We start from the raw sequence: 26,561 nt of genomic DNA on the forward strand, positions 1-26,561 counted from the left end.
GTGATGGCGTGATGGCGTCGACATGAAATGACTTTTCCCATTCGTATTTATAAGAAGGAGGAGAGCAAGGTGGCAATAGGCACAAAAGGGATGGATTGCAGGCATTTTATAGACGGCGAATATTTGGACTTATCGACGGGCAGCACATTCGACAACATCAATCCCGCGACCGAAGAAGTAATCGGGCAAGTGGCGGAAGGCGGCAAAGCCGAAGTAGACAGAGCGGTTGAAGCCGCGAAAAGGGCTTTCCACGGCGGATGGAAGCAATCCAAGCTCAGCGAACGTGCGGCGATCCTGAGGAGGATCGGCGACATAATCCTTCAGCGCAAAGACGAGCTGGCTCTGCTGGAGACGATGGATACCGGTAAACCTCTGTGGCTGTCCACCAACGTCGATATGCCACGCTCCGCCGGAAGCTATCATTTTTACGCCAATTTTATTTCCACGATGGGAACCGAAGCCTATCCGAACGAACAGGGGGCTCTCAGCTTCGTCGTGCGCCGTCCGCTCGGTGTCGTCGGGATGATCAATCCGTGGAACCTGCCGCTGCTCTTGCTCAGCGCCAAGCTCGCGCCAGCGCTGGCCATGGGCAACACGGTCGTGCTGAAACCGGCACGCTGGACGCCGATGACCGCGACGCTGCTGGGAGAAATCTGCAAGGAAGCCGGTCTGCCGGATGGCGTGGTCAATATCGTGAATGGCGCGGGGCGGCTGGTCGGCGAGGCGATGTCCGAGCATCCCGATATCCGCGCCATCGCTTTTACGGGCGAAACCTCGACCGGCAAAAGCATCATGAAAGCCGGCGCGGCCAGCCTGAAGCGGCTGTCGTTCGAGCTAGGCGGCAAAAACCCGAACATCGTGTTCGAGGACTGTGATCTAGACGAAGTCGTGGAAACATCTTTACGCAGCAGCTTCATCAACCAAGGCGCAGTCTGCCTTTGCGGATCCCGTATTTACGTGCAACGACCGATTTACGACAAGTTTGTCGAGAAATTCGTTGCCCGTACGAAGCAGCAGATCGTCGGCGATCCTCTGAAGCCGGATACGAATATCGGAGCGCTGATCAGCAGGCAGCATTACGAGCGCGTACTCGAGTATATCGAGTCGGCCAGGGAGGAGGGCGGCATCATCGAGACCGGCGGTAAACCCGCGGAAGTATCGAACCGAGGATTCTATCTGGAGCCGACGATCATCACCGGGCTTACGCAAGAGTGCCGGGTCACCCGGGAGGAAGTGTTCGGGCCGGTAGTCACGATCCAACCGTTCGATACGGAAGAGGAAGTTATCGGCTATGCCAATGACACGCATTATGGCTTGAGCGCGTCCATCTGGACCAAGGACAGCAGCCGCGCGTTCCGGGTTTCGCATCAGATCGAAGCGGGACTAACCTGGGTCAACACCTGGTTTTTGCGTGATCCGAGAACACCCTACGGCGGAGAGAAACAGAGCGGGATTGGCCGTCAAGGCGGCAGTTTCAGTCTAGACTTCTACAGTGAGGTCTCCACGATCTGCATGAAATATTAATATTTAATTCGCTTCTTTCAAAATTAAGTAATTGACAGATAAAAAAAATAACTAACTAAAATAGCAATAAATAGTAATAGTAAACGATACTTTAATAGCGAAGCACGGATGAACATGCAGACTTGGAAGCGATTGCAATTAGGATGTATTCGTACGGGCAGTATATTCGCCTGTTGTGAATAAAAAATGCTGATAAAGGATGGGTTAACAAATGAAGAGACTCTTGGCAACCATCATGGCTCTTGCTCTCGTATTCGCAATGACAGCCTGTGCGACAAAGGATTCCGGGTCTTCCAAAGATCTCATCGGCATCAGCGTACCCCAAGCCCCAACGGGCTGGGTTGCAGCAGTGCAGTACTACGCCGACAAAACCGCCAAAGAGCTTGGCATGAACTACAAACTTCTCGCATCCGCAGATCCCAACGAACAAGCCAGCCAGATTGACGACCTGATCAATATGAAACCGAAAATCATTATTTTGTTCCCGCACAACGACCAGGTTGCCGTCGCCGCACAGAAAATCATGGATGCCGGCATCACGCTGATCAACTATGACCGGACCATCAACCCCGCCAAACCGGATTACTACCTTGCGGGAGACAACTATGGAATCGGTGTCGAAGGCGCCAAATACATCGCCGAGAAGCTCGGCAACAAGGGCGATGTCATTATCAACGGTATAGCCGCATACGGTGACGCCGTGAACGGCGCGCGGGTCAAAGGCTTCAAGGAGACGATTGCCAAGGTTGCTCCCGATATCAAGATCATCGGTGAGTACGACAGCCCCAACGGCGCACCCGAATCCGGATTGAAGACGATGACGGACGCACTTCAGGCAAACAAGAAAATTGACGGCGTATTCTCCATTGATGATGAGCTTTCTGTAGGCCTGTACCAAGCGATTAAAGAGCAGAACCGAACCGATATCAAAGTGATGACAGGCGGCGGCGGAGCCCAGTCCTACTTCAAGCTCATGCCCACTACGGATATATGGCTTGCAAGCGCATTGTACTCCCCGAACATGATCATCGACTGCGTGAAGATGGCCGACGCCATCCTCAAGGGCGAAACTCCGAAAGCGGAAACCATCGTTCCTTCGAAGATCGTGGACAAGAATAATGTAAAAGATTACATCGACGCAAGTTCTCCGTACTAATCGCTGTCCCTAAAGCACCTCACCCGAAACACTGCCGGAATCCGGATTTTTCGGATTCCGGCATACCATCAAACAAGGGGTTGCCAAGATGTCCGAGTATGCATTGAAGATGATCGACATCGACAAAAGCTTTGACACGGTTCCTGTGCTGAAGAACGTGAGCCTGTTCGTAAGGCCGGGCGAAATCCATGCGCTGCTGGGTGAGAACGGCGCGGGCAAAACCACGCTCATGAACATATTGGGCGGCGTGATTGAGGCCGGCAGCGGCAAAATCGAAATCGGAGGCAAGGAAGTAAGCATCCACTCCCCGAGCGCGTCCCAGCATCATGGCATTGCGTTTATCCATCAGGAATTGAACGTGGTAAATGACCTTTATGTCTATGAAAACATGTTTCTAGGCTACGAGTTAACGAATAAGTATGGTCGGATCAATGCCAAAGATATGATCGGAAGATCGCGGGAAATCTTCGACTACATGGGGGTCAAGCTGGATCCCAAAGCGATGGTAGGCGATTTGGACGCCTCGTACAAGCAAATCATTGAAATCGCGAAAGCCCTTCTTCGGAATGCCAATATCATTATTATGGATGAGCCTACCTCCTCTCTTACAAGCGCTGAAATCGAGCACGTATTTGAAATCATGCGCAACTTGAAGGAGAAGTGGGCTTCTATTATTTTCATCTCCCACAAGCTGGGGGAAGTGGTCGAAATCTGCGACAGATACACGGTGTTAAGAAACGGCGAGAAGATCATCGAAGACGACATTCACAAGCCGGAAGGCACAGCGACTCCTGAAATGCTGGCCCGATATATGGTGGGACGTGACGTGTTGAGCGTGGAGGTTTATGAGGAGCATTCCATTGGCGAAGTGATTTTGCAAGTCGAGAACCTTTCCGCCCATCCCGATCTTAAGGATGTCTCCTTCCAGCTTCGAAAAGGCGAAATTCTGGCGTTTACCGGCCTTTTGGGAGACGGGCGAACGGAGCTTGCGAGAGCGATTTTTGGCGATCTGAAGATCCATTCGGGTTCCATAAAAGTGAGCGGCAAGAAAATCGTCAATAAAAGCCCCGAAAAAGCCAGGAAGAGGAAATTCGGCTATGTGCCGGATAATCGGAAAGAAAACGGGATTGTAAAAGACCTTACCGTTACGGAAAATATTACTCTTTCGACCCTTGGCAGCTTCAAAAAGCTATTGGGCATCAATCGCAAAAAGGAAAATGAGGTGGCCGAAGGATTTGTTCAATCCCTAAGAATAAAGGTTCCTTCGCTTGATTCGTATATTACGAGTCTTTCCGGCGGCAACCAGCAAAAAGCCGTTCTGGCCAAATGGCTCCATTCCAAGCCCGAAATTATGATTTTCGCGAATCCCACACAAGGGGTTGACGTCGGAGCTAAAAATGAAATTTACGCCCAGATCATGCAATTGGCCAAAAAAGGCGTCGCCGTGATGGTGATGTCCGGAGAAGCGCAGGAAGTGATCAAAATTTGCGACAGGGTTTGTGTGATGTACCATGGTGAAATCAAAGGGGAACTTGACCGAACCGAATGTACCGAAGAAGCGCTGATGATCCTGTCAACCGGCGGTTCTTTAAACTAAGCAAAAGGTGGATGCGCTTGATGATTGTCAATCAGAAAGTGGCCGAGAGAGAAAGAAGTATGACGCTGTCGCTAGGAAAGGTCTGGGGACAATACAGCATTATTTGGGTGTTACTCGGGATCATCATCATCGCGTCTATTTTTCTGGGCGAGTCCTTCTTGGATATTCAGAATTTTGTAAACATTCTGAGGAACAATGCGATTTTGGGAATATTGGCGCTGGGCATGGCGTTTATTATCATTTCCGGAAACATTGACTTAAGTATCGGTTCGATGCTGGTAGCCGTAGGCGCCATCGCCATTGCCATTACCAATTTCTTTGGCACACTATTTAATCCTGAACTCGGATGGCTGGCGATAGTCTTCGGTATATTGGCGGCTTTGATATGCAGCGCGGTCTTCGGCGCCTTGAGCGGGTTGATCGTTACAAAAGGGAGGGTACCTTCCTTTATCGTGACCTTAGGCTTTCTGAGCATATACAGGTCAGTAAGCATGTACTTCATGGAGGGCGGCGGATTTTTCTCTAACGTTCCGGCCTTTACGAAAATATCAAATTCGAACCTGTTTGGGATCATTCCTCTTCCTATTATTTATTTTGCAATAATTGCGGCAGCCTGCTACTACATCGCGAAATATACCCGATTCGGCCGCCACGTGTATGCCGTAGGAAGCAATGAGAAGGCGGCGCGCCTGAGCGGAATCAATACCGACAGGGTGAAGATCCTCGCGTTCATGCTCATGGGGCTCATGGTGGCCTTGGCCGTCATTATCGAAACCTCCCGGATGAACAGCATCAATGCCACATCCTCCGGCCAGGGCTATGAGCTCAACGCCATCGCGGCTGTTGTGATCGGCGGTGTAGCCATGAATGGAGGCAGAGGATCGATCATTGGAGTTGTCTTTGGCGTCCTGCTCCTGGGAGTTATCAGCAATATCCTGAATATCGCCGGAGTTGACGTGTTTCTTGTCAACGCCATCAAAGGCACGCTTGTTGTACTTGCCGTGCTGCTTCAGCGGAAGGAAGCGGTTAGATAACCCTTTTCCCGGGAGGATAATTCAATGCCATATCCTGTGACGAAAGCCCTACCTTACTTGTTGGAGAAAGAAAAGTGCGCCCTTCTGGTCATTGATATGCAGAATGATTTTGTGCGTCAGGGGGGAAAGCAACAAGTCCCGGATACCCGAAAGACCATTCCTGTTCAAAGGAAATTGATCGATTATTTCCGATTGAACGGATTGCCGGTCGTGTATACCAAGTTTCTGGCATCGAACAAGTATTCTCTGCTGTGGGAATGGTCACCGATGTGCGGGCCGGAGGAAAAGAGCTGCTGGAAAGGCGTCATGAAAAAGTATCTCGACCGGGACGAACCGTTGGACGGCTCCGATATCATCGATGAGCTGTATCCGCATCCGGGCGAACCGATTATCGAGAAATACGGATATAGCGCTTTTCATCATACGTTTCTGGAGGATTTGCTTCGGCATCACGGTGTGGAATACATCGTGGCCACCGGTACCGTGACGCAAATTTGCGTGGAAGATACCGTACGTGGTGCCTTCCACCGACATATCAAGTGCGTGGTGGCGGAAGACGCGGTTTCATCCTTTTCGGATACGCTTCAGAAAGCATCGCTTGAGGGAATACGCATGAAATACGGCCGAGTCGAACTCTCTGATCGAATCATCGATGAATTGGAAGGACGTTGGAGCAATCGATCAACACTCATTCGGTAGTGGGATCCAACTTTTCAGCTTCAACGGTGTGTCCATCTTTGTCTTTTGCGAGAATCAATATTTCCTCGGTGCTATTGGGAAGAAATGCAAACCAACCGGTCGTGCTGTCACTGATAGGGAAATTAACAGCCTGAGTGGAAAAATGGTCTCCGGAGTCAACAAATACACTTTCCACACTTTCATTAAAGAACACACCATAAACCAGAGGAAAAGGTGTAGTTGTATGAATATAGGCATCTGGGCTCTTTAGGTATTGATAATAGACAGATTTATTCTTCAGCACGCTGCTTCCGAATCCACCGCTATGGATCCACTTCCACCCATTCCAGGTTTTTTTCATATATTCAACGGATAAATTTATAGTGTCGCCATTGCGTTTTTGGCTTTCTTCCGTCAATGGCCGTTGATAGAATACAAAAGCACCATTATCAGAAGGCTCCACGTGCACAAGGTTAATTGCATCATAATTTGTAAAATCCATTACTGCTTGCTTCAAGTCTTTCCACTCTTGGCTGCCAGAGATTGCGGCACTCTGAATACCGGTTTCCAACCGATTTTGATACGCATTAAATCCGATACTTAGAATAACGACAAGTGATGTTATAACTAATGCCAGTCGTGACAGTCGGCGAAATCGTTTGGTGTCTGCAGGTTTTGTGGTCACACTTCTTTTAATCTGCTCTATTTGTACAACATTCGGCGAAGAGCTATTTAAAGGCCCCATTCTTAATTGATCATACCAATTGGGTTTTTCGCTATCCATCGATAAAACCTCCTTCCAGCCATGAAGACATTTTAGAGCGCGCCCGATTTAATCTGGACTTTACGGTACCTTCTGATATTTGAAGAATGGAGGCAATCTCTTTAACACTAAGCCCATACTTAGCATCTAAGATCATGACTTCCCGTAGTTTCGCGGGGAGCTTAAAGACCTTGCTCCAAATGTATTGAAAATTCGAGTGTAGAAAGAATTCCGATTCCGCAGAAGGTGAATTGCCGAGGGCTGACAAACGGTCAACGGGAATGACTCTTTTGATCCATGCCGAACGCTGGTGGCTAACTGAAACGTTTCTCGCAATTTTCAATAACCAAGTTTTAAATGACGCTTCTCCACGAAACGCATCCAGCGAGCGGAAGGCCCTGATAAAGGTATCTTGGGTTAAATCGTCCACCAAATCCTGATTTCGGGTTATGAGAAAAATGTAATTGCGGACATCATCCCAATAGCATCGTATCAGCTGGTCAAGCTGGCTATCATCTAATGTATTAACATTCTTCAGATACACGTCATCCACTCAGCTGTCACCTCAAGAAAATAGACTAAACTACGAATGTAAAGGTTCCATTTATTTTCTGAAGATATCATCCTGTTTCATTTCGGCGAGAATTGGGTAATTTTTAGGTGATGTACATGTATATACATTTAACAAGACAATTCTCCTATTGAAAAAGGCAAACTTATCGAAAAGGTAAGGACGCAAAGCCACGGGTCTAAGGCGAAAGCTATGACAGCCGGGTTTCCAAGGGGGCCACAAAAGACCCTTTTTGGGTCTTTTTTACTTTCTTCCGACCTAAACTACGATAATTCGCTATGAGCGGCGGGGGGAGATGATCTATGGAAGACGAAGCATTGAAGAAGATTCTCAATGACCTTGGAGGACTGCGAGAAAAACAAAATAATTTGAATCAAGGAATCAAAAATCTTGAAAGACTCGTGGAAAAAGAAAGACAAAACAAACAAAACTCCGGCATAATTGCGAACACCAAGCATGTTTCGTCTAAACAAAGCTCCATACCTGAGAATGAACCCGATTCCCCCGAAGCTAATTAGTTGTTTGTTACATTCGCTGAAAAGCTTGGATATCCAAGCTTTTTGTTGTTGTCTTATCATGATTCAATTTATCAGTAAACGGGTAATGTTTTAGATTATCTCTGATGTACAGGAAGGTAAATTAGCCATGTTCGAGGCAATCGACAAAAAAGAGCAAGAACGGATAATGGCTTTACGGCGATATCAGATACTTGACACACCCCCGGATGGCGCTTTTGACAGAATTACATCTCTTGCCTCCGAATTGTTAAATGTGCCCGTTGCGATTACCAGTCTGGTGGATACGGAGCGGATTTGGTTCAAATCTCATCATGGAGTGGACTTGCAGGAGGTTCAACGGGAGCCTGGACTGTGCTCGTCAGCCATTCTTCGTGATTTGCCCTATATTCTTAATGATGCCAGTATCGACCCTCAATCGCTTGCACATCCGTTGGTAGCGGGAGAGGCAGGCTTCCGTTTTTACGCCGGTGTCCCACTGACAACTCATGACAACTACAACCTTGGCGTGTTATGTGTGATGGACTATAAACCGCGTACGATTACGGAACAGGAACTCAATATTCTGAAAAAACTGGCTCAAATCGTGATGGATGAAATGGAATTGCGCTTAGCCTCACGCCACGTTGACAGCCTGACAAAGCAAAAGTCCGCATTATTGGCGGTCTTAAGCCACGAAATCCGTACGCCTATGAACGGTATGGTAGGAATGGCAAGCCTGCTGCAATCTACTGAATTGACCGAGGAACAGAAGGATTATTTAGAAATAATGGACACGTGCGGCCAATCATTGCTTACATTGCTGGATCATATCTTGGATTTTTCTAAATTAGAAGCGGGTAAGATGGAACTGCTCATTGAACCATTCGATCTCCGCTCCTGCGTGCGGCAGGTCATGAATCTGTTTGCTGCCCAAGCCCTTAGCAAAGGGGTTGTAATAAGCAGCGAGATGGATTCGAATATCCCGGCTTTGCTGGCAGGGGATATGCAAAAAATTCGTCAAATTTTAATTAACTTAGTTAGTAATGCAGTGAAATTTACGAAGACAGGTAAAATTCATATTGCAGTAGAACTAGATTCAAATGACAGCAATCTAGAGAATGTTAACGTCTATTTTAGGGTTAAGGATACAGGGATCGGAATTCAAAATGAGCAAATGGACCGGTTGTTCTATCCTTTTTCTCAGGTACATTCTAGGCTTTCTCATGAAAACTATGGAGGAACAGGGCTCGGATTGTCTATCTGCAAACAATTCGTTGACATGATGCAAGGGCGCATCTGGCTTGAAGATTCGAGCAATGAGGGTTCGACGTTTACCTTCAACCTCAGGTTGGCCGTATTAGAGTAACTATTGAGAGTCTACGATAAAAAGAAGGCCCGCCCGGATCTCTTTCATCCGGCGCGGGCTTTCGCTCGTCAAGCTGTTTTTCTAATGTTAGGCATAGTTTTTAATGACGCGGCGGGCGCTTACATAATGCTTCGACCAATAAGAAGAGCCCATGCTGGAGATTTTAACTGCTTTGCCAGAGGCGCCTAGCATCTTATTGTTGCCTATATATACAGCGACATGTCCGATACGACCCGCGCGACCCGGATCTTTAAAGAACACAAGATCGCCTTTCTTCAAGTTCGCTTTTGCTACCTTAACGCCTTTTGTAGCCTGTAAAGAGGAACTGCGCGGTAGTGTGATTCCGTTCTTTTTGAATATATATTGTGTAAAGGATGAGCAGTCGAAAGCGTATGTAACGCCTGAAGGTGCCCCGAAACGGTATTTAACGCCCAAATAATTTTTACCTGTGCTTATAACCTTATCGGCCTTGGTTACGGTTGCCGCTTCTGCTTTACCTGCTTGTCCAAAACCAAGAGCGGTAAAACCAATTGCTGCGCAAAGCCCGATGCTGATGACTTTACGGAAGAGTTGTTTGGTGTGCAACAAGATTGTAAATCCCTCCATCAGTAATTTTCAGCCGAAACTTTAACCAATATACCACGCCTAAAAACAATATAATTTTTTCCAAATAGAAAGAAAAGGTAGAGCCATAAAGGGTTTAACACCGCTTATGAGAATTGAATTAGTATTCTCTAATGAAATGCTGTTTTATTGAAGAGGATCTAAAATATCGAAAGAAGTATGCTTCAGTATGGAAGAAATAATCATTGAGCTATCTCTCACGACCATATAAAAATAAGGTCGACCAGAAAGATCTGGTGACCTCATAACAGTTCGTGAATCTCTCGGCACAGCTCTATCAGCTGCCGTTTCCATCATTCGCTACGCGATCTGATCCGTCAGGGGCAAGGGGGGGGGCGGCGGCGTTGTCCTTCAAGCTGCGGATCGCCGCTTTCAGTCTGCCGTCATGCCGCTGCAGAATTTGTTCGGCTTCCACAACATCCGTGCCCGTTTCGATCATCAAGATGGCGGTCTTCGCCTGCATACCGGCCTGCTTCAGCACCTCGATCGCCTGCTGCTCGGTGACGCCGGTGACAGCGCGGACGATGCGGATGGAACGGTCGTACAGCTTGCTGTTGCTGGCACGCAGATCGACCATCAAATTATTGTAGACCTTGCCTAATTTAATCATGACGCCCGTCGTCAGCATGTTGAGCACCAGCTTCTGCGCCGAGCCGCTCTTAAGTCGGGTGGAACCCGCCACCACCTCGGGGCCAACCACCGGCGCGATGCAGATATCGCATACTTCGCCGAGCTTGGAGTTTTGGTTTGTCACGATGCCGACGGTGCCCGCGCCGAGTTCCTTGGCCCGTCGAATGGCGCCAAGCACGTACGGAGTGGAGCCGCTGGCGGTAATGCCGATGACGACGTCTCGGGACGTGACCCCCTTGTCCATAATGAGCTGAGCCCCGCTTTCCGCGTCGTCCTCGCAGCCCTCCACGGCGGTGCGCAAGGCGATATCGCCCCCGGCGATGTAGGCTTGTACCATTTCAGGGTCGGTGCCGTAAGTGGGCGGACATTCGCTGGCGTCCAGCACGCCCAATCGTCCGGAGGAGCCGGCGCCCACGTAGAACATCCGGCCGCCATTCTTCAGGGAGGCATGCAGCAGATCCACCGCCGCGGCGATCGCATCGATCTCTTTGCGGACCGAGAGGGGGACGAGCTGGTCCTCGTCGTTCATCAGCAACAGCATATTCCGGGTATCACACTCGTCGATCGAATGCGTTGCGGGATTGCTCTTTTCGGTCGTTAACTGTGCAAAGTATGAAGTCATGGTTTACCCATCCTTTTCTGTCTGTATATGATGGCCGAGGCGCCTTACCCCTTGATGGATCCCAGCGTCAATCCGGATACGAAGAAGCGCTGCAGCAGGGGATAGAGGATGATGATCGGAAGGGTGGAGGTGATGATGACCGCCGACTTGATTGACATGGCGATCGTACTCTTGTCCGCCGCACCTGCGCCGTCGCCCACCATAGTCGTACCGTTCACGATGTTGCGCAGAAACAGCATGACTGGATATTGGTTGGTATTCAGATAAATTAAGCCGTTAAACCAGTCGTTCCAGAAAAACACGGCGGTAAACAAGCCGATTGTCGCCAGAGCCGGGGTCGAAAGCGGGACGATGACCCGCAGCAGGATGCCGAAGTAATCCAGGCCGTCGATGATGGCGGCTTCCTCGAGTTCTGCAGGAACGGCCCGTATGAAGTTGATCAGGATAATCAGGTTGAACTGGTTGATGGCGAAGGGCAGCAGCATGGCCCAGACCGTGCCGGTCAGGTGAAGATTGGAGATCAGCAGGTACGTGGGGATGAGTCCGCCAGAGAAGAACATGGAGAACACGATCAGCTTCATTATCAACTTGTGCCCGTAGAGAAATCGTTTGGACATGGCGTAAGCGAAGACGGTCGTCGTGAATAGAGCGATCAAGGTGCCCGCCACAGTGTAGAAGATTGTGTTGCCATACGCCTTGAAAAAGTTCGGATACGTGAAAATTTGAATGTAAGCATCGAAGTTCAAGCCGACCGGATAGAACGTTACCTTGCTGTTGATGATCGCGCTGGGGCTGGACAAGGAAAGCGCCAGCATATATAAGAAGGGCACGATGCAAATCAGGATGACCAGAATCATCACCAGGTGAATCAGAAGGTCGACAATCGTCATGGAATGAAGCCTGCGTTGCTTACCCACCCTCTGCAGCTCCTTTCACGAAGTTAGTAGATGCTTTCGCCGGATACTTTCTTGCTGAACCAGTTGGTGCCGGACACCAGAATGACGCCGACGACGCCGCTGAACAGACCGATGGCGGTCGCGTAAGAGTAGTTCTGGTTCATGAGGCCCGTACGGTAGACGAGCGTATCGATGATGTCGCTGACCATGGCGTTGGAGGGGGTATACATGAGCAATACCTTCTCGAAGCCTAAGCTGAGCAGCGAGCCTACATTCAGAATCAGCATGACCATGATCGTGGACATGATGGAAGGTATGGTCACGTATCGAATCTTCTGGAAGCGACCGGCCCCGTCGATATCCGCCGCTTCGAACAACTCCCGGTTGATGCCGGTAATGGCCGCCAGGTAAATAATGGCCGTCCAGCCTGTGAATTGCCAGGTTTCGCTCAAGATGTAGATGGGACGGAAATATTGCTGCTCGTTCATGAAGTAGATCGGACTCATGCCGAACACGTCAACCAGGAACCGATTGATCAGCCCCGAGCTGGGAGAGAGTATCTCGCTCAGAATGGCTATAACGACCACGGTGGATATGAAACGCGGCATGTACGAGATCGTCTGGACGAGCTTTCTGAACTTGACGTTGCGCACTTCGCTCAGCATTAACGCGAAGATGATCGGGATCGGAAAGTTGATCAAGATATTCCCGAAGGATAGCACCAGCGTGTTGTTGAACGCTCGCCAGAAGGCAGGATCGCTGAGAAACCGTTCGAAATAAGCGAATCCGACCCAATCGGTTCCGAACGGGCCCATGCCCGGGCGGAACCGGCGGAAGGCCAGAATGTTGCCGAACAAGGGAGCATACTTGAAGAGGAGCAAAAGAATCAGCGGGATCAGCATCATCACGTACAGCTGCCAGTAACGGCGAAAGTGGCGGAGGCGGGGCGAGTGCGACGTCGCGACGGCCGTCTCTACTCCAGGACGAACGGACATTTCGGTCATATGATCACCTTCTTCTTGGTGTGTGTTGAAAAAGAGAAGGGCCTGCCTGAAAGAGTCGGTCAAGCTCTGACTTCATTCCTATGGCAGGCCCTATTCAATATTTCAGACGGATCGTATGCTTGCCAAGATTATTTTGCCATATTGTCGTTGTAAAGCTGATTGAATTTTTCAATTTGCAGGTTTTTCATTTCCTTGACGTATTGATCCCAATCCGCGTTCAAATCCTTCTTGCCGGTGAGGAAGGCATCGGCCCAGATCTGGAAGGTGTCGAACAGCGGTGTCTGCAGCGAACTGGCTTCTTCCGCGGTCATGTCGTCGAACAACGGGCTGGGAGGAATACTCTGAATGGCCTGATCCATGCCGGCTACGACTTTGTTGATTTGTCGATAGTTCTCGTCGTATTTGGTCATCTCTCTCTCGTTGACCCATACCAGTTGAAGCGGGTCGGCGCCTAAGCCATACTTCAGCTGCATCGCCTTGTAGATGCCTTCCTTCGCGTTCACGATGTCATCCGGATACTTTATCGTGCTGCCGTCCATCGTGTAAGTCTGGCCTTCTACGCCAAGTGCTGCCAGCGTTGCGCCTTCTTCGGAGAAGAAGATTTCGTCGATCGTTCTGACGATACGTTCAAAGTCGGCCCGCTTGGAGGTCTTGGTAGGGAACAAGATGCCGGAGCCGGTGCTGCTCTTCGGCTGGTGATGCGCGCCGTCCGGTCCTTCCAGCGGCGGATACATCTGCAGATCGAATCCCGGTTCTGTAGCCGAAGCCTCGACGCCGCCGATCTGGTCATAGTAGGCATAGCTCGCGAAAGATTTGCCGGTGGCCAGCTTCTGCGCCCATTTATCGCCATCGATCGGTTCGGCCATCTCAGGATCGATCAAACCTTCCTTATAGAGCTTAGCCATGTAAGTCATGTATTGCTTGTACTGGTCGCTGATGGCGCCTGGGAAGTATTCTTTCTTCTCGTAATCCCAGCTTAGCGTATTCGTGCCGGATGCTCCGTTCTTGCCGACACTGACGCCGAAGGACGGCATCGTCATGCGGTACAATACACGGGCGCCGGCGAGGATCGTCAGCGGATAGGAGTCCGGGTTCTCTTGCTTGAACGTCTTCAGCGCCGTGTACAGGTCGTCGAAGGTCTTCGGAGCCGCGAGTCCATGTTTCTTCAGCAGATCCTGACGCATAATCAGGCCGCCGTCGTAGAAAGGCTTGTCAAACAGCGAAGGCAAGGAGTAACGCTTGCCGTCCTTCAGGTTCAGCTTCGCCACTTCCTCCTTCAGCCCGAACTCCTCGACTCTGGCGTTCCAGTTCGGCGTCCATTCCGCGTAGTCGCTGATCGGGGCGAGCGCGCCGTTCAGGGCAAGGGAGGCATTCTCCCCCACGGTCATCTGGTTCAGGATCACGTCGGGCGCGTTCGTACCGGTGTTGAGAGCGAGCGATACCTTCGTCGGGTAATCGGCCAACGGGATGATTTCGAAGGAAAAGTCAACGTTGTACCGCTTCTCGATTTCTTGGATAAGCAGCCAATCTTCTTTGAAGGGAAGCGTCGCATTGTCGGGGTAGTAGATGGACAACTTGAGCGGCTCTTCCTTGCCGGCGGGCGTCGTACTGCCTCCGGGAGTCGTGCTGGGACTCGGCGACGTCGTTCCGTCGCTGCCGCCGGAGCTGCAGGCAAGCAACGTAGTCATCATTAGGACGAATGCTAGTGTAAGCGGTACCAATTTTTTCTTGAACATACGAATGAAGACCTCCCTGGAAATTAAATGTATTACGTGTAGATCGTACAACTTACAAACCCTGTAAGGAAAAATTAACCAATAATTACCTGTTCCTTATGAACGGATAATATCATTTTTTTATTTCAGCGGTCAATACATTTTTTGAAATTTTATTTCAAAAAATGAAAACGGTATCATTTATGTGGCGGAGCAAGCAAAATGGTTAAGCGCCAAGGTATATATACTGAAGATCCTTCGCGAATCTATTCCTCTTTATAGAGAAATGTAACCTCTCAGATGGTGAAACGTCTATTTTAATGAGGGGCAGGTGAGCGTGTGGATTTTTTATACTTAAAGCATTTATCGCAAGGACACGATAAAAATGAAGTGCTACAGAATTTGATGGAGGAATACGGCCAAGATGTTTGGAATTTCGCCTTTTCAGTCACACGTCACCCTGCTATTGCAGATGACATACGACAAGAAGTATTTGTGAAGGCTTTTAACAGGTTGGAAACTTACCGTGGACAGTCGTCTGTGAAAACGTGGCTATTGGCTATCACTCGAAATGCTGTGACTGATTATCACAGGTCGGCGTTCTTTCGTAAAGTTACACTAGTCGACTACATCAAAGAAACCGGGGAACATCCTTCGGCGGAACAACAATATCTCGACAGTCAAAAGATAGATGACGCGTGGAAGGCTGTGATGAGTTTGCCGATGAAGCTGCGAGAAGTGATCGTATTATTCGTTCACCATGAATTATCGATAGCAGAAATCGCACGTCTACTGAAGATTTCTGAATCGGCTGCCAAGGTGAGACTGCATCGGGCGAGAATCAGAGTTAATCAAACGTTTAATGGAAGTGAAGGTGATAGGCATGGGGAACTATGATTGGGAGAAACGGCTAAAGGCTCCTGCATCAACTGGGGGCTCAGATAAAGCGTGGATGAATACCGTACATCAACGTGTAAAGCATAAAAGCAAAAAGTTAAAAGGCGTCACGCCTATGGTGGTGAGCGGGGTAGTGGCTGCTGTTCTTTTTGGGGTTCTGCTTACTAATTTCGATTATCTACGCGGATTGGTTACTGGCTTTAATCCAGAAACTAAGATAACTGCATCTCAATCTCCCATAGATGAGTTGCCAATACCGGCTAACTACCCGCCTCGAAACAAGGCATTTGGAAATCAGGAACAATTGACTGAAGAGGAACAACAAAAAGCGGAATTCTTGCAAAGAATGGCGTATGCTTACCAGAAGGTGCTTACATTGAAAGGCACTGCTATAGATCAGAACAAATCCTTTTCGTTTTCGGATACGATTGAATTTCAGATACGTCAGGGTAAGTATCCAGCCTCTTACGAAAAAGTCACTGCATCTGACGGCACCGTGAGTGAGTTCGGAAATAACAATGAATTCATTTGGCATCAGTCCAATGGCAATAATCAGATCAGCCGCGTACAACCCAGAAACACAGAACTTGAGCCGAGTATGCCTTTTTTCTCCACTTCACCTGACGGAATTCCAACTTATTCTCTACCCACGGATCCCGCCAGGTCGGATCGAGGTCAGAATATTGTAGCACCTTTGCGAAATCTGGGCTGGATGCTAAACGATTTAAAATTGTGGTCGCTAAAAAATAGTGAAGTGTATCTGAGTCGAAAAGTTAACGTTGTTGAAGGAACATTGCCTAAAGATATGGCTGAGAAGTTTCGTGCGTCCAAGTACAAATTATGGATAGATGAAGCGACCGGCATGTTGCTCAAAAAGCAGTTGTTCGACAAAAACGACGTTGTTACTGAAAGTTTCGTTGTAACGTCAATACAGGTGGATCAACGGCTAGACAAGGGTATTATTGATGTCCCAACTGATCTGAAGGCAGTCCAAGAACCAAGGTCTGTACCAGTTCCAAGCTTCCCGACAAATGAAAATGGCCAGACTTACGGCTCTGCATCGGACGCCACTTCCCCGGAAACAGAACCGGATTTAATTAAAGCACATGGTGTGGATGGCACTGAGGGATATGTATTGAAAACAGATTTAGACGGTGAGATGCCAAGGAACCCTCAGGAAGCATTGGCGCAACAGGAGAGTAGACCTGCGGGTGGTCGTGATATCCCACTATATGATGTTGATGGTGAAACAGTAATTGGTGTCTTTCATATTGGACCATAGATTTAATTGGCAATACTTGAACTGTTTGACAAAACATTATCTCTTTAAATTGTTGTTCAGGTACGGGTACTATAGTTCAAGCTTTAGCTCGAATGCGGCGAAGAGTTTTTTGGTTGGTTGCGGATGGCAGGTAATATTAAGTCCGCTCAGTATCAAAATCATTCCGACTGGAGCAACGACGCGAACAATTTCATTCCATCCATGATATGAGTTTAGTAAATTCCTTCGTTGAGGAGCTCAATCAACTGTCGAGACTTTCTCGACAGCCTGACCTCCCTACAGGGAGGGTTTTTTCATTAGGTTTATTCAATTTGAACCATTTTTTCATGACATTAGCTTCGCAAATAAAACAAACTACCCTAGAAATAGAATTACAAATTAACGTTGTCGATTGTTCATACTAGTTCATTTATTTTAGAACGGTAAGCGCTTGCTTCCTTTGTTCTGTTGACAGTATGCGATTGAGTCTCCCTTTTGTAAGAGAGTTCTATTTTTATAATGGGTCTTCCCAAAATCACGGTAAGAGATGGAGTCAATCACCTTGAACTGCGTTAAAACATAGACGGAAGTAAATTCCGTCACATTTCACTCCCATCTAGTGTACGAACTAACCTATCCTAACGAAGATCACTCTCCCCGGTTGCTTGCATTCCTCTGTTAAGCGTGTCCCCTTATTTTTTGATCCCCGCAAACTTTTCGAATAGCTTGGTCCATTTTTCTCGCTCATCCAAAACGATCGCCGGGTCTACAAATTCAATCGGGACATTTTTTTAATGGGGTTTCCATTCTGGTACTTGCGGGTACAAAATTGAGATCTGACATGATCTGCTGACCGTCACTCACCATAAAATCAAGGAACAAAACAGCAGCATGCGGATGAGGCGCATTTTTGGAAACAGCATGCCCATTAGGTCTGGCAATAGCCGTTTCAAGGGCAAACCAATCCAGTGGCGTGCCTTCTTTCTTCAATTGCTCGGCCTTATAGCTGTAGACGGTCAGTGCCATAGGAACTTCCCCCGAGGCGGTAAGATTGGCAAGCAAGGAGTGTCCTTTGCGATTCGATACTTCATTCGTATTCGCGATATTCTCCAGCAGTTTGATGCCATTTTCCTCCCCTTTCAATTTCACCAGCATGGCATACCAATCATAGTCTTCCAATTCCACAACCAGCTTGTTCTTCCATTTAGGATCTAGTAAGTCTTCCCATTTTTTTCGGTAAATCCTCTTTTTTGATTAATTTGGTGTTATAGGCTTGGACAAATACATTAATATAGGTGGGAAGCCAATCCTGATGTGGAGGAACTGCTTTAGGCATTAAATCGGTAATGTATGGCGTTTTGACTGGTTGAAGGAGTCCTTCTCGGTGAAGCGCCTCCATTTCTCCCCCATTATTGTCCACGACATCAACGTTATGGCGACCCGCTTTTTCCTCCAGGATGATTCTTTGCAGGACATTTTCGGAACCGGCTCTCCAGATATTGATTTTTACGCCATATTTTTCTGTAAATTCCTGTGTGATCTTTTGAGCATCTTCAATAGGCAAAGAAGTATATAGAGTTAATTCCCTTTCTTTTTTTAGCTCCTTCCATTAAAATTTGCATCCGATCCGGACCTTCATAAGCAGCCAGTTCGGCTAGGGTTGTCGGGCGTGATTTTGCCTCATTCGCGGGAGCCGAAGAGGTGGTTGCTTCACTAGAAGTAGGCTTGGCTTCTGATGTAATGGATTGTTTACTTGTATTGGATCCACATGCTGCAATAATTACCAACAAGCTTGTTAATAGAATTCGCAAGGCTATTTTCGCCGTTTTATGCATTGTACTATCCCCTTTATCTCTTATTCCAAAATCCCGTGATCTCTTCGCTGGTAGCCACCATGCCGAATCTGTTTTCTACATTTCGAATGGTCGATATATGGTCTGTCATGTCATAGGTAGCACAGCAATCATCAACCAGCGTCACCAAATAATCGTGATGAAGTCCATCCCGGAGCGTACTTTCTACGCAAATGTTCGTTGCCACTCCGGTGAACAAAAGTGACTGAATGCCAAGTGATTGCAGCAAATTATCTAAATCCGTACCTACAAAAGCACTGTATTTATGCTTGATAACGACAATCTCCTCTTTCTCGGGTTCAACCACATAAAATGCGGTCCCCCATGTTCCTTTCCGGCAACTAAGGTTTGTCTTGACGCGATCAAAATTCTTTCCATAACGGCTAAGCCAAGCTTCACTATCTGTAGCCTGATCGTGTTCTGTCGCGACAAAGATAACCGGGACTTGGTTCCTTCTTGCTTCACGCAAAAAAATAGGTCAAACGCGGAATCATTTGATTAACGAACGTTAAGTCCTTTCCCCTTTTGGCACTCGACCCTTCCTTATGGCAAAAATCATTTTGTACATCGATAACAAGAACCGCACAATGATCATGCCAAACCCTCTTTCTTAGATCCAATCCATTCCCCTCCTTTCTTCTATAGTCAAAGTCGATGCCCTGTCCACCCCACCCGGAGAGGACAGTCCACCTTTTCATCAAAAAGCATGACATCCGCGTATTTTCTGTTCAGATATGACTTAGAAGATTGCGGTCAAACATAGATTCCTCCACCACAATGACAGCATGCCCACGCATAATAGCATCAAGGCAGGCCGCCCGTGCCACTCGTTGAATTTGGAGGGTATTTATCCCTAGCTGCTAAACATGCAACAAGCGGTGTCCCAAAGAGACGCAAGCGCCCTTAGTTTGTGAATGACCAACTCGTCTTCACAGGGAGATAGCAGTTGACGATGACTGACTTTTCTATGCTTAGATTCATTATAAAATAGTCATAAAAATATGAATAATCACATTTCTTTATATAATTTATTTATGGATTCAATAATAGTAGGGGAGAAACACTGGATTTATACTAATAAGACACCTAACAGGAGTTAATAGATTCTTTATCAAAATTTTGTATAAGAGCGAACGTATCAAAGAGAACAGGTAGAGAGATTAAAGACTCCTTCCAGTTTCGATTTCCTCAGCTTTACACGGGATTTTATTAGCACAGAGAGGATCTCCCGCCAGAATAAATGGAGTGGCTAGAAAAAGGATATCAGCTGACCATCCTTGATATGATCCGTGATCAACAGATGAGAACTGAAATCTATGGTGCCATTCAAAATGTATCTAATGAGTACGACCTTTTAATTACGCCTACACTTGCCTGTTTGCCAGTGGAAAACAGAACTGACGGAAACACGATGGGACCGACTGAAATCAATGGCGAACCGATTGATCCGCTCATCGGATGGTGGATGACTTATTTCACAAACTTTACTGGACATCCTTCCGCATCCATTGCTTGGTTTTTGTTCAAAAAGAATGTTGAATTAGAGAGAGCTGTTTTTGACGAGAAGTTATCTGAAGTGGAGAAGCTTTTACAAAAAGGAGCAGATCCAGTGGTCGGCGTAGGTCCTTTAGGACCCTCAATATTCTCTTTCGCATCGTACTCAAGTGATAATGTTGAACTAGCGAAACTATTTTTAAAATACGGCATGGATGTTAACGCACGAGAACTATTTACTGAAATGACTATTTTACATGCTTCCGTCATTGAGGGTCGTGTAAACACAGTCAAGTTTTTATTAGAGCAAGGTGCTGACCCGACTCTGGACTCATGGCTGGGTGCTCCTTTAGAGATCGCTAAAAGGCAAAGCTTAGAGGATCCAGAAGGCAATTTTAAAGCCATTATTGACTTGCTTACTTCTTATATCGAAAAGTTTGAAAATAACACAGCTAGTGCCAGTTAGGGGGCAGCTAACTTTGACCGAATACATCGTTGATAAATGGTACTCAGTGAAGTTGTTATTCGAAGCTCGAATTACAGGGGAGCCACGACCCGAGTTGATCGATGATGGTTACGATGAATCGAGAACTTTTGAAGAGAGAATATACTTGATTTATGCCGATTCTTTTGAAGAAGCATATGAAAAGGCGGAACATGAAGCCAAACTATCCGAAAGCAGTCATACGAATCCTTATGGACTAGTGCAGTGGATTTATGTACAGCCGCTGGATTGCTTCACCTGTACGACGAAGGAATAAAAGATAAAACAGAGATATATTCGACGGCAGTTTGATGTGCCAAAGGAAACGACTACCGATGATGTCGTACGGCGTTTTTTATCCGGAAGCAGATGATGAGGAATGATACTGAGAATGAATTTAAAGCGGCTGGAAGAGCAGTTAAAAGCGGGCAACATTGAAAGCGCAGTGGAGATGGTTTCGCAAGCAGGACGAACAGGATACATTGAAGCTGTTCCGTTGCTCATCAAACATTTAAAACAGACCGATGATAGCATTGTGAGAAATGAAATTGCACTTGTGTTAAGTGACAGGGCTGTGAAGAAGCTGTTGTGGTCATCATTGAATTGCTCAAAGACGCGAGAACCTTGGGTAACCGGGGCATGTTGTTATATGCTTTAAAGCCGCTCGATTATTCTGAGCACATAGAACGGTTGGCGGATTTTATGATGCAAGGGAATTTTGAACAGAAACATGAAGCCAAACAATTGATTTTTGAAATGAAAAAGCCTATTCCGACCGGATTAATCGAAAAGCTTAAACTTAAGGTTGAACACGCCATTGTCGATCTAGAAGAAAGGCTTGATTTCCTTTCTGATGTAGCTGACGAGCTAGATACACTGAAAAGTACAACTTCCTAGGCAGGTGGATCTGGTCATGAAGCACCCAGAACTGTACGAGTTAGAATACTTATTTGAGTGCGAGGCATCTGGCATCGAAGCGGGGATTCCATGGGCGTATTGCTTAGCTAAGTTTAGCTTATTGAGAGAGACTAGAAGCATCGAATTTGAAAGTGAGGGTACTGAAGGTTTGAAGGTTGATTTTGATGAAGAGAATTATGTACTTCCACTAATCATTTATACCAAACCACAAATTGAAATCGCTTGGGGTACTTCGCTAGATCTGCAGCGATGATGGGTGGAAGGGCTGGTGTGTTCAGCATCCTGACGACTTCAACTCACGGAAAACGGCCGCTAGGCTCGAAAGCCGTGCGGCCGTAATGAGAAATCCGGTTAACGCATTGAAGCTTATTGCATTTGTTCGAGAAATTCCTCCAGATTGTCCCAGGTGGAGGTTATCCCCTCCAGCATACCCATATCCAATACTGTCTTGAGCGCCTCTTCCGTCGCATATTCGGCGTGGCTGAGCAGCTTCGTTTTGCCTTCATGCTCGAGAAAGGACAGCGTAATCAGCGTCTGCGGCATACCCTCTGTAATATTGCCTTCCGCATCCGAGAATGCGTCGGTATATACAATCCGCTCCGGCTCGACGATTTCCTGGTAAACGACTTTGCTCCATGATTCCATTCCATAATGTTGCTGGCTCTCATCCGTGCATTTCATGCAGAAATGCCATACCCCTCCCTCGCGGAAATCGAGATTGTTAACGACAATCGGCCAGCCTTTCGGTCCAAACCAGCGCTTTAAATGTTCCGCCTCCGCAAAAGCCCTGAATACCAGCTCCCGCGGCGCATTGAAAATACGCTCGACTGTAAACTCCCGGCCTTCCACCTTCGAAATCATTTTGTTTGCAGCATTACTGTTGTTCATTTTAGAGCTCCTCCTTGATTGAATGATAAGATCAATTTGCTTTATTAAAATATTTCATAGTAGGAATATTCCTGTAAAGGAATATTTTTAACATTAGATGACCCCCATTGCGCAAATAATGCTGCTAAGTTTTCCAATGGGGGTTATTTTTATTTATTGCCTCCGGGATCAATTGAAGCTTAACTGGTAACGCTCGCCGATCGTGAGTAATGAATATGATAAAGTCGCGAGCTGACATTAATTTATCAAGTTCTGCTTGTGTATAATCGCCATAACGCGTTTCAAATCGCAAACTGTATAAAAATCCTCCGTCTGTTGCTTTGGAAAACATTATAGGCTGAACACCGCCAATGGCGATATCCGAGGCGGGGAGGACCTCTACTTTATAAGATGAGAGTTCTTCCGGCATAATCTGGGTGTCAGAGAAAAGCAAAACATGATAGGCAACTCCCTTCAGAGGAGCCGATCCTGGAGGCTCTTCCATAGTGACCAATGTGCTTTCTATTGATTCGCCTTTGAGCACCTTCTCGCTTTCAATAGGGCCAACTGTTTGAGTTTGTAACTTGGTAACTCTCAGACTTTCAACAACCGCTCCTTGATCATCATAAAGTTCCTTTTGTAACAACATGCCCATGTCCTTATCCACCCATAGCTTGTATCTGGAAGCATTCGTTTTTTTTAGTTTGTTCCGCCGGCAGTTTTCCTTCAACCACATACACGTGCCGCCCTAACAGTGATTCATCCTTCGCAAAAGACCACAAACTCACATCAACTGCGAGCCACGCATGAGTGCTGAAAGGTGCAACAATTGTCTGCGTGGTTGTTTTATAAACAGAAGACGGAGTTCCGGTTACTCCTGGGGAGACAAAAGAGAATTTTCGCTCATTCGATTCGTCTCTTGTCATGGAAAACTGAAACTTCTGAGATAGTGAATCATTTTTTATTGTGGCTTCGCCACTTAAAAATTGCACGTTTTCATATGGATGAGCCATGCGTTCAATGAATGAAGCTTTCTTTTTTGCATTATTATTCAGCTCATCTTTTCGGGTGTCAGCATCCTGCAATACTGACCAATTGATGGTCAGCTTATCTTTGTTCTTAGCCAGTAACTCTTTTGTAAAATTCACACATCCAGAACCATCACCAATTTTGACGATCCTATCCTTAGCAAGTTTTGAAGCCAACTTACCCCCTAATATTGCCTTCTCATAATATCGCCGGGTCATTTCGCTTTCCCAAAACTCATCCTCTGATAAGCCGCTTCGTTTAATACGGTTTGCCATAATATCTCTAATCGGATTGTCTTTCGGCGACTGTTGCAAAGCATCCCTCTGGAAGGCTATTTCTTTATCTATTTCTTCCTTTGTAGCGACGATGCCCAGTTTTTTAGCGTATTGAACGGTAAGCTCATCTGTAATCATATTGTCGATGATTTGCTCGTCACTTATGTTAATCGGAGTCGCGTTAGGTTGTTTATTTACTTCCTCGATGTTTGCTTTGTATAAAAGAAACTCTTCCGGCATGATCCGGATACCTTCGCCTTCCACAAGCGGCATTTCTGCTTTCGTGGCCGTCTTGCCATGAAACAGATCCGAGAGGGGAGAGACCGTCATACCTATTGCGATGAGGCCAATGACAAATACTGTGAGATACCCGAGTCTAAAACGCACCGGCCGCCGAGACTTTTCAAGATGTTTTTCATGCCGGGCAACGACTTTATCTACGTGTGATAATATGGTCGAATCGTCTATAGGCGACTGCTGTAATTTCGTTTCCAGATCTAATCGGTATTGATCCATCAGTCATTTCCCCTTTCGCTTAGCTTTGCGAAGTGTGTCCTGGCGTGATGCAGCGAGATTTCACTGTGCCTTCAGGGACGCCGATCGTTTCAGCTATCTCTTTTTGAGTCATGCCGTGGTACGCATATAGAATCAGAACCTCTCTGTATTTTACCGGCAGCTTCATCACTTGGATCCACGCGTCATTTAGTTGAATGCTCTGAACTGCTGTTGTTTCTGCCGAAGGATGATTTCCGTTATTGCCGTCCTCGAACCATTTATCTATCGGGATTACCTTTCGAATAAACCAGGTTGTTTTGTAGTTGAGCGCAGTGTTCCTCGTTATTTTCAGCAGCCATGTCTTCATTGAAGCTTCACCGCGAAACGTATCGAGCTTTCGAAGTGCTTTGAAGAACACGTCCTGTAAAATATCGTCAGCCATTTCACGCTTGCCGGATAGGGAGTACGCGTAGTTCCATACGTCTTTTCCATAAGCACGCATGATATCAGTCAGTATTTGATTTTTAGAGTATTCTCCGGTTAAAGCTTTTAAATAATCAAATTCCACCGTGTGCATTCCCCCTGTAACAGATAGACAACGCTAAGCAATTAATGGTTCAATTAATTTGTAAAATATTTCTGTTTAAATACTCGACAAGGAGATTCTATAAGTATTATGGGCTCAATTACATTTAACGTTGTTCCTCCGGTAGAAGCGCTCAAAAGCGATGTTGAGTACTTTAGAATTTCTGAGTATAAGGGTACGGATGGAGTCGCGGTCAAAGTATGTCCGAACGGCCTTCCAGGTATTGTCTTTCAGCATAGCAACGGACAGTCTGCTATCCAAAGTATCGTCACTAGCTCAGGGTACACGGTTCAGCACTTGCCGACCTTATATCTGTATGGACAGATCACGGAGCTTGCAGTAATGAATTTCAAAAGCGGCCCGTACACTACGGTGCAAGCCGTTCTCAAGCCTCATGCCCTAAAATCACTGTTCGGCATAGACGCATCGACAGTGAGCAACGGTTCCATGATGCCTCATGAATTCGCCGCTGAAGACCTGAACACTCAATTGATAACGGCCAAGAGCAGTCAGGACTATATTACTCTGTTTAGCACCTTTCTATTGGACAAGCTTAAACAGACCCACGCCCGGGATCCGTTAATAGAGGAAAGTCTGCATTTTATTCATACCAACATTAGTTCTATCACCGTAAAAAATTTGTTGGCACATTTGCACCTATCGGAGCGGCAATTTGAAAAGAGGTTTGTTCAGTCCGTAGGAGTTTCACCTCAATTTTATCTGTTCGGGGACGTTAGGATCATTCAACATTGGAACCCAGCTGCGTTCAAAACCCAGGTAAGTATTCGCACCTAAAATGAGCGTGTCGACATGCCCATCTCTGGAATGGACGGCTTTGTCCACTATGAAAGCTGTTGCTGAGCAGTTAACGAACCTGACCAAGGTTGTCTTTTCCACCAAACTAAGAGAAGCTGCTTGGGCAAATACGAGATTATTTGACGGCAACATTGCCGAAGTCGTACGGAAGCTAAAGGATGAAGAAGGCGAGGATATGCTGATCATGGGCAGCGGGACCATCGCACAGCAGCTTGCGAACGAAGGATTGATTGACGAATACATGTTTATAGTCACTCCTGTCGTTGCAGGCGAAGGAAAATTTTTATTTGAACATGTTAAACAATTCAGCCTTTCACTTATTGAAACTAAGTCCTTTAAATCTGGAAACATTGTGCTTCATTATGCGGTGAAGAGTTAGAAACAGGAGGGAAAAAAACGATATGAAAACTATGTTTCGATACAATTGGCTGGTCAGAGAGGAATGGTATCGCTGGTGCGAGGAGGTGCCAGAGGAGGAGTTACTCCGCATCCGTACAGGCGGAGTTGGCGGAATTTTACATACGCTGTTTCATATCATCGACGTCGAGTGGAGCTGGATTCGGTCCTTGCAGGGAAAATCGGATTTTCAAGAGAATGTTGAAAATTACAGCAGCCTGGAGAAAATCCGTAAGTTGGATGCAGAATTCCGTACGGAAGTGGAGAACTTTGTTAACTCATGGGATATAAGTATGGAGAATCGGCCGTTTTATGACCCTCAACCAGACGGACGCGTAGATGTCGATGCATGGGGCGAAGTGATGCGGCACGTTATTGCCCACCAAATCCACCATATCGGGCAATTATCGGTCTGGGCAAGAGAAATAGGTAAGAAGCCTGTGTCGGCAAACGTTATAGGAAAAGGTCTTATCCAACCATTAAGTTCAGAGCAATAGCCTTTCCGGAACGCAG

31 protein-coding genes and 1 riboswitch are annotated in these 26,561 nt (G+C 46.9%); of the genes, 16 read left to right on the plus strand and 15 right to left on the minus strand.

All coding sequences use genetic code 11. The annotated features are described in order from the left end of the window. Positions 1-27 precede the first annotated feature (27 nt). From SD71_RS04785 to SD71_RS21960, 5 genes are all read left to right on the plus strand, one after another. Entirely contained in the window at positions 28-1,524 is a 1,497-nt protein-coding gene (locus SD71_RS04785) for an aldehyde dehydrogenase (protein WP_082034045.1), read from the plus strand. A gap of 211 nt (positions 1,525-1,735) precedes the next feature. Beyond that, positions 1,736-2,680 (plus strand): substrate-binding domain-containing protein, encoded by a 945-nt coding sequence (locus tag SD71_RS04790; protein WP_041060322.1) that lies wholly within the window; start codon positions 1,736-1,738, stop codon positions 2,678-2,680. A gap of 88 nt (positions 2,681-2,768) precedes the next feature. Beyond that, positions 2,769-4,277, plus strand: a complete 1,509-nt coding sequence (locus SD71_RS04795) for a sugar ABC transporter ATP-binding protein (protein WP_041060325.1) — start codon at positions 2,769-2,771, stop codon at positions 4,275-4,277. A gap of 20 nt (positions 4,278-4,297) precedes the next feature. Continuing rightward, positions 4,298-5,311, plus strand: a complete 1,014-nt coding sequence (locus SD71_RS04800) for an ABC transporter permease (protein ID WP_041060328.1) — start codon at positions 4,298-4,300, stop codon at positions 5,309-5,311. Positions 5,312-5,335: 24 nt separating this feature from the next. Beyond that, positions 5,336-6,010: a cysteine hydrolase family protein gene (locus tag SD71_RS21960; RefSeq protein WP_052475956.1), complete on the plus strand. Its 675-nt coding sequence runs from the start codon at positions 5,336-5,338 to the stop codon at positions 6,008-6,010. Here the strand turns inward: SD71_RS21960 and SD71_RS04810 are convergent. Together SD71_RS04810 and SD71_RS04815 are read right to left on the minus strand one after the other, a co-directional pair. Next, on the minus strand, positions 6,000-6,773 hold the full coding sequence (locus tag SD71_RS04810) for a hypothetical protein (protein ID WP_041060331.1): 774 nt from the start codon (positions 6,771-6,773) through the stop codon (positions 6,000-6,002). The genes SD71_RS21960 and SD71_RS04810 overlap by 11 nt on opposite strands. After that, on the minus strand, positions 6,766-7,305 hold the full coding sequence (locus SD71_RS04815; protein WP_041060333.1) for an RNA polymerase sigma factor: 540 nt from the start codon (positions 7,303-7,305) through the stop codon (positions 6,766-6,768). Before SD71_RS04815 ends, SD71_RS04810 begins: the two co-directional genes overlap by 8 nt. Positions 7,306-7,451: 146 nt before the next feature. After that, positions 7,452-7,535, plus strand: a riboswitch (cyclic di-GMP riboswitch). A 90-nt stretch (positions 7,536-7,625) separates the two neighbouring features. Between SD71_RS04815 and SD71_RS04820 the strand changes: the two genes are divergently transcribed. Both SD71_RS04820 and SD71_RS04825 read left to right on the plus strand, forming a co-directional pair. After that, a complete protein-coding gene (locus SD71_RS04820) occupies positions 7,626-7,841 on the plus strand; it encodes a hypothetical protein (RefSeq protein ID WP_041060336.1) in 216 nt (71 codons plus the stop codon). A gap of 127 nt (positions 7,842-7,968) precedes the next feature. After that, on the plus strand, positions 7,969-9,186 hold the full coding sequence (locus tag SD71_RS04825) for a GAF domain-containing sensor histidine kinase (protein WP_052475957.1): 1,218 nt from the start codon (positions 7,969-7,971) through the stop codon (positions 9,184-9,186). Between the two features lie 87 nt (positions 9,187-9,273). Here SD71_RS04825 and SD71_RS04830 read toward each other — a convergent pair whose 3' ends face one another. The 5 genes from SD71_RS04830 to SD71_RS04850 all read right to left on the minus strand — a co-directional run bounded on the left by SD71_RS04830 (position 9,274) and on the right by SD71_RS04850 (position 14,698). Continuing rightward, positions 9,274-9,774 (minus strand): C40 family peptidase, encoded by a 501-nt coding sequence (locus tag SD71_RS04830; protein ID WP_152619339.1) that lies wholly within the window; start codon positions 9,772-9,774, stop codon positions 9,274-9,276. Positions 9,775-10,087: 313 nt separating this feature from the next. Next, entirely contained in the window at positions 10,088-11,062 is a 975-nt protein-coding gene (murQ, locus tag SD71_RS04835; protein ID WP_082034047.1) for an N-acetylmuramic acid 6-phosphate etherase, read from the minus strand. A 44-nt stretch (positions 11,063-11,106) separates the two neighbouring features. Then, entirely contained in the window at positions 11,107-11,979 is an 873-nt protein-coding gene (locus tag SD71_RS04840; RefSeq protein WP_235426994.1) for a carbohydrate ABC transporter permease, read from the minus strand. 23 nt (positions 11,980-12,002) lie between these two features. Continuing rightward, entirely contained in the window at positions 12,003-12,962 is a 960-nt protein-coding gene (locus SD71_RS04845; RefSeq protein WP_082034048.1) for an ABC transporter permease, read from the minus strand. Positions 12,963-13,090: 128 nt separating this feature from the next. Beyond that, positions 13,091-14,698, minus strand: a complete 1,608-nt coding sequence (locus tag SD71_RS04850) for an extracellular solute-binding protein (protein WP_041060342.1) — start codon at positions 14,696-14,698, stop codon at positions 13,091-13,093. Positions 14,699-15,016: 318 nt separating this feature from the next. On the opposite strand from SD71_RS04850, the gene SD71_RS04855 reads away from it, so the two are divergent. Beyond that, the gene (locus SD71_RS04855; RefSeq protein ID WP_041060344.1) at positions 15,017-15,574 is read left to right on the plus strand and encodes a sigma-70 family RNA polymerase sigma factor; all 558 of its coding nucleotides are present in this window, start codon (positions 15,017-15,019) and stop codon (positions 15,572-15,574) included. Continuing rightward, positions 15,561-16,856 (plus strand): sigma-E factor regulatory protein RseB domain-containing protein, encoded by a 1,296-nt coding sequence (locus SD71_RS21965; protein ID WP_052475958.1) that lies wholly within the window; start codon positions 15,561-15,563, stop codon positions 16,854-16,856. The genes SD71_RS04855 and SD71_RS21965 overlap by 14 nt, the downstream gene beginning before the upstream one ends. 753 nt (positions 16,857-17,609) lie before the next feature. Here the strand turns inward: SD71_RS21965 and SD71_RS25450 are convergent. From SD71_RS25450 to SD71_RS04875, 4 genes are read right to left on the minus strand one after another with little or no spacing between them, the layout of a single operon-like run. Beyond that, positions 17,610-18,077: an ABC transporter substrate-binding protein gene (locus SD71_RS25450; protein WP_200889561.1), complete on the minus strand. Its 468-nt coding sequence runs from the start codon at positions 18,075-18,077 to the stop codon at positions 17,610-17,612. Beyond that, entirely contained in the window at positions 18,040-18,399 is a 360-nt protein-coding gene (locus tag SD71_RS25455) for an ABC transporter substrate-binding protein (RefSeq protein ID WP_200889556.1), read from the minus strand. Before SD71_RS25455 ends, SD71_RS25450 begins: the two co-directional genes overlap by 38 nt. After that, entirely contained in the window at positions 18,389-18,670 is a 282-nt protein-coding gene (locus SD71_RS23465) for a hypothetical protein (RefSeq protein WP_041060346.1), read from the minus strand. The genes SD71_RS25455 and SD71_RS23465 overlap by 11 nt, the downstream gene beginning before the upstream one ends. 13 nt (positions 18,671-18,683) lie before the next feature. Continuing rightward, on the minus strand, positions 18,684-19,157 hold the full coding sequence (locus SD71_RS04875; protein WP_235426995.1) for a cysteine hydrolase family protein: 474 nt from the start codon (positions 19,155-19,157) through the stop codon (positions 18,684-18,686). 771 nt (positions 19,158-19,928) lie between these two features. Between SD71_RS04875 and SD71_RS24355 the strand changes: the two genes are divergently transcribed. From SD71_RS24355 to SD71_RS04895, 4 genes are all read left to right on the plus strand, one after another. Beyond that, positions 19,929-20,648 (plus strand): ankyrin repeat domain-containing protein, encoded by a 720-nt coding sequence (locus tag SD71_RS24355; RefSeq protein ID WP_041060348.1) that lies wholly within the window; start codon positions 19,929-19,931, stop codon positions 20,646-20,648. A gap of 13 nt (positions 20,649-20,661) precedes the next feature. Then, the gene (locus SD71_RS04885) at positions 20,662-20,943 is read left to right on the plus strand and encodes a DUF4288 domain-containing protein (protein WP_052475959.1); all 282 of its coding nucleotides are present in this window, start codon (positions 20,662-20,664) and stop codon (positions 20,941-20,943) included. 311 nt (positions 20,944-21,254) lie between these two features. Further along, on the plus strand, positions 21,255-21,563 hold the full coding sequence (locus SD71_RS21975) for a hypothetical protein (RefSeq protein WP_152619340.1): 309 nt from the start codon (positions 21,255-21,257) through the stop codon (positions 21,561-21,563). 16 nt (positions 21,564-21,579) lie between these two features. After that, positions 21,580-21,837: a hypothetical protein gene (locus SD71_RS04895; RefSeq protein WP_041060350.1), complete on the plus strand. Its 258-nt coding sequence runs from the start codon at positions 21,580-21,582 to the stop codon at positions 21,835-21,837. A gap of 113 nt (positions 21,838-21,950) precedes the next feature. Here SD71_RS04895 and SD71_RS04900 read toward each other — a convergent pair whose 3' ends face one another. From SD71_RS04900 to SD71_RS04915, 4 genes are all read right to left on the minus strand, one after another. After that, positions 21,951-22,472, minus strand: coding sequence for an SRPBCC family protein (locus SD71_RS04900; RefSeq protein WP_041060351.1), 522 nt, complete (start codon positions 22,470-22,472; stop codon positions 21,951-21,953). A 124-nt stretch (positions 22,473-22,596) separates the two neighbouring features. After that, positions 22,597-23,106, minus strand: a complete 510-nt coding sequence (locus tag SD71_RS04905; protein ID WP_041060354.1) for a hypothetical protein — start codon at positions 23,104-23,106, stop codon at positions 22,597-22,599. Between the two features lie 4 nt (positions 23,107-23,110). Continuing rightward, entirely contained in the window at positions 23,111-24,271 is a 1,161-nt protein-coding gene (locus SD71_RS04910) for a SurA N-terminal domain-containing protein (RefSeq protein WP_041060358.1), read from the minus strand. A 19-nt stretch (positions 24,272-24,290) separates the two neighbouring features. Further along, a complete protein-coding gene (locus SD71_RS04915; protein ID WP_235426996.1) occupies positions 24,291-24,818 on the minus strand; it encodes an RNA polymerase sigma factor in 528 nt (175 codons plus the stop codon). A 108-nt stretch (positions 24,819-24,926) separates the two neighbouring features. Between SD71_RS04915 and SD71_RS23845 the strand changes: the two genes are divergently transcribed. Genes SD71_RS23845 through SD71_RS04930 form a run of 3 tightly spaced genes read left to right on the plus strand, consistent with a single transcriptional unit; the run spans position 24,927 to position 26,545 of the window. Beyond that, complete coding sequence (locus SD71_RS23845) at positions 24,927-25,631, plus strand: DUF6597 domain-containing transcriptional factor (protein ID WP_052475962.1); 705 nt, start codon at positions 24,927-24,929, stop codon at positions 25,629-25,631. 40 nt (positions 25,632-25,671) lie between these two features. Further along, the gene (locus SD71_RS04925) at positions 25,672-26,031 is read left to right on the plus strand and encodes a dihydrofolate reductase family protein (RefSeq protein ID WP_407637516.1); all 360 of its coding nucleotides are present in this window, start codon (positions 25,672-25,674) and stop codon (positions 26,029-26,031) included. A 22-nt stretch (positions 26,032-26,053) separates the two neighbouring features. Further along, complete coding sequence (locus tag SD71_RS04930) at positions 26,054-26,545, plus strand: DinB family protein (RefSeq protein WP_041060365.1); 492 nt, start codon at positions 26,054-26,056, stop codon at positions 26,543-26,545. Positions 26,546-26,561 lie beyond the last annotated feature (16 nt).

Source organism: Cohnella kolymensis, assembly GCF_000829465.1.
Lineage (GTDB): Bacteria > Bacillota > Bacilli > Paenibacillales > Paenibacillaceae > Cohnella > Cohnella kolymensis.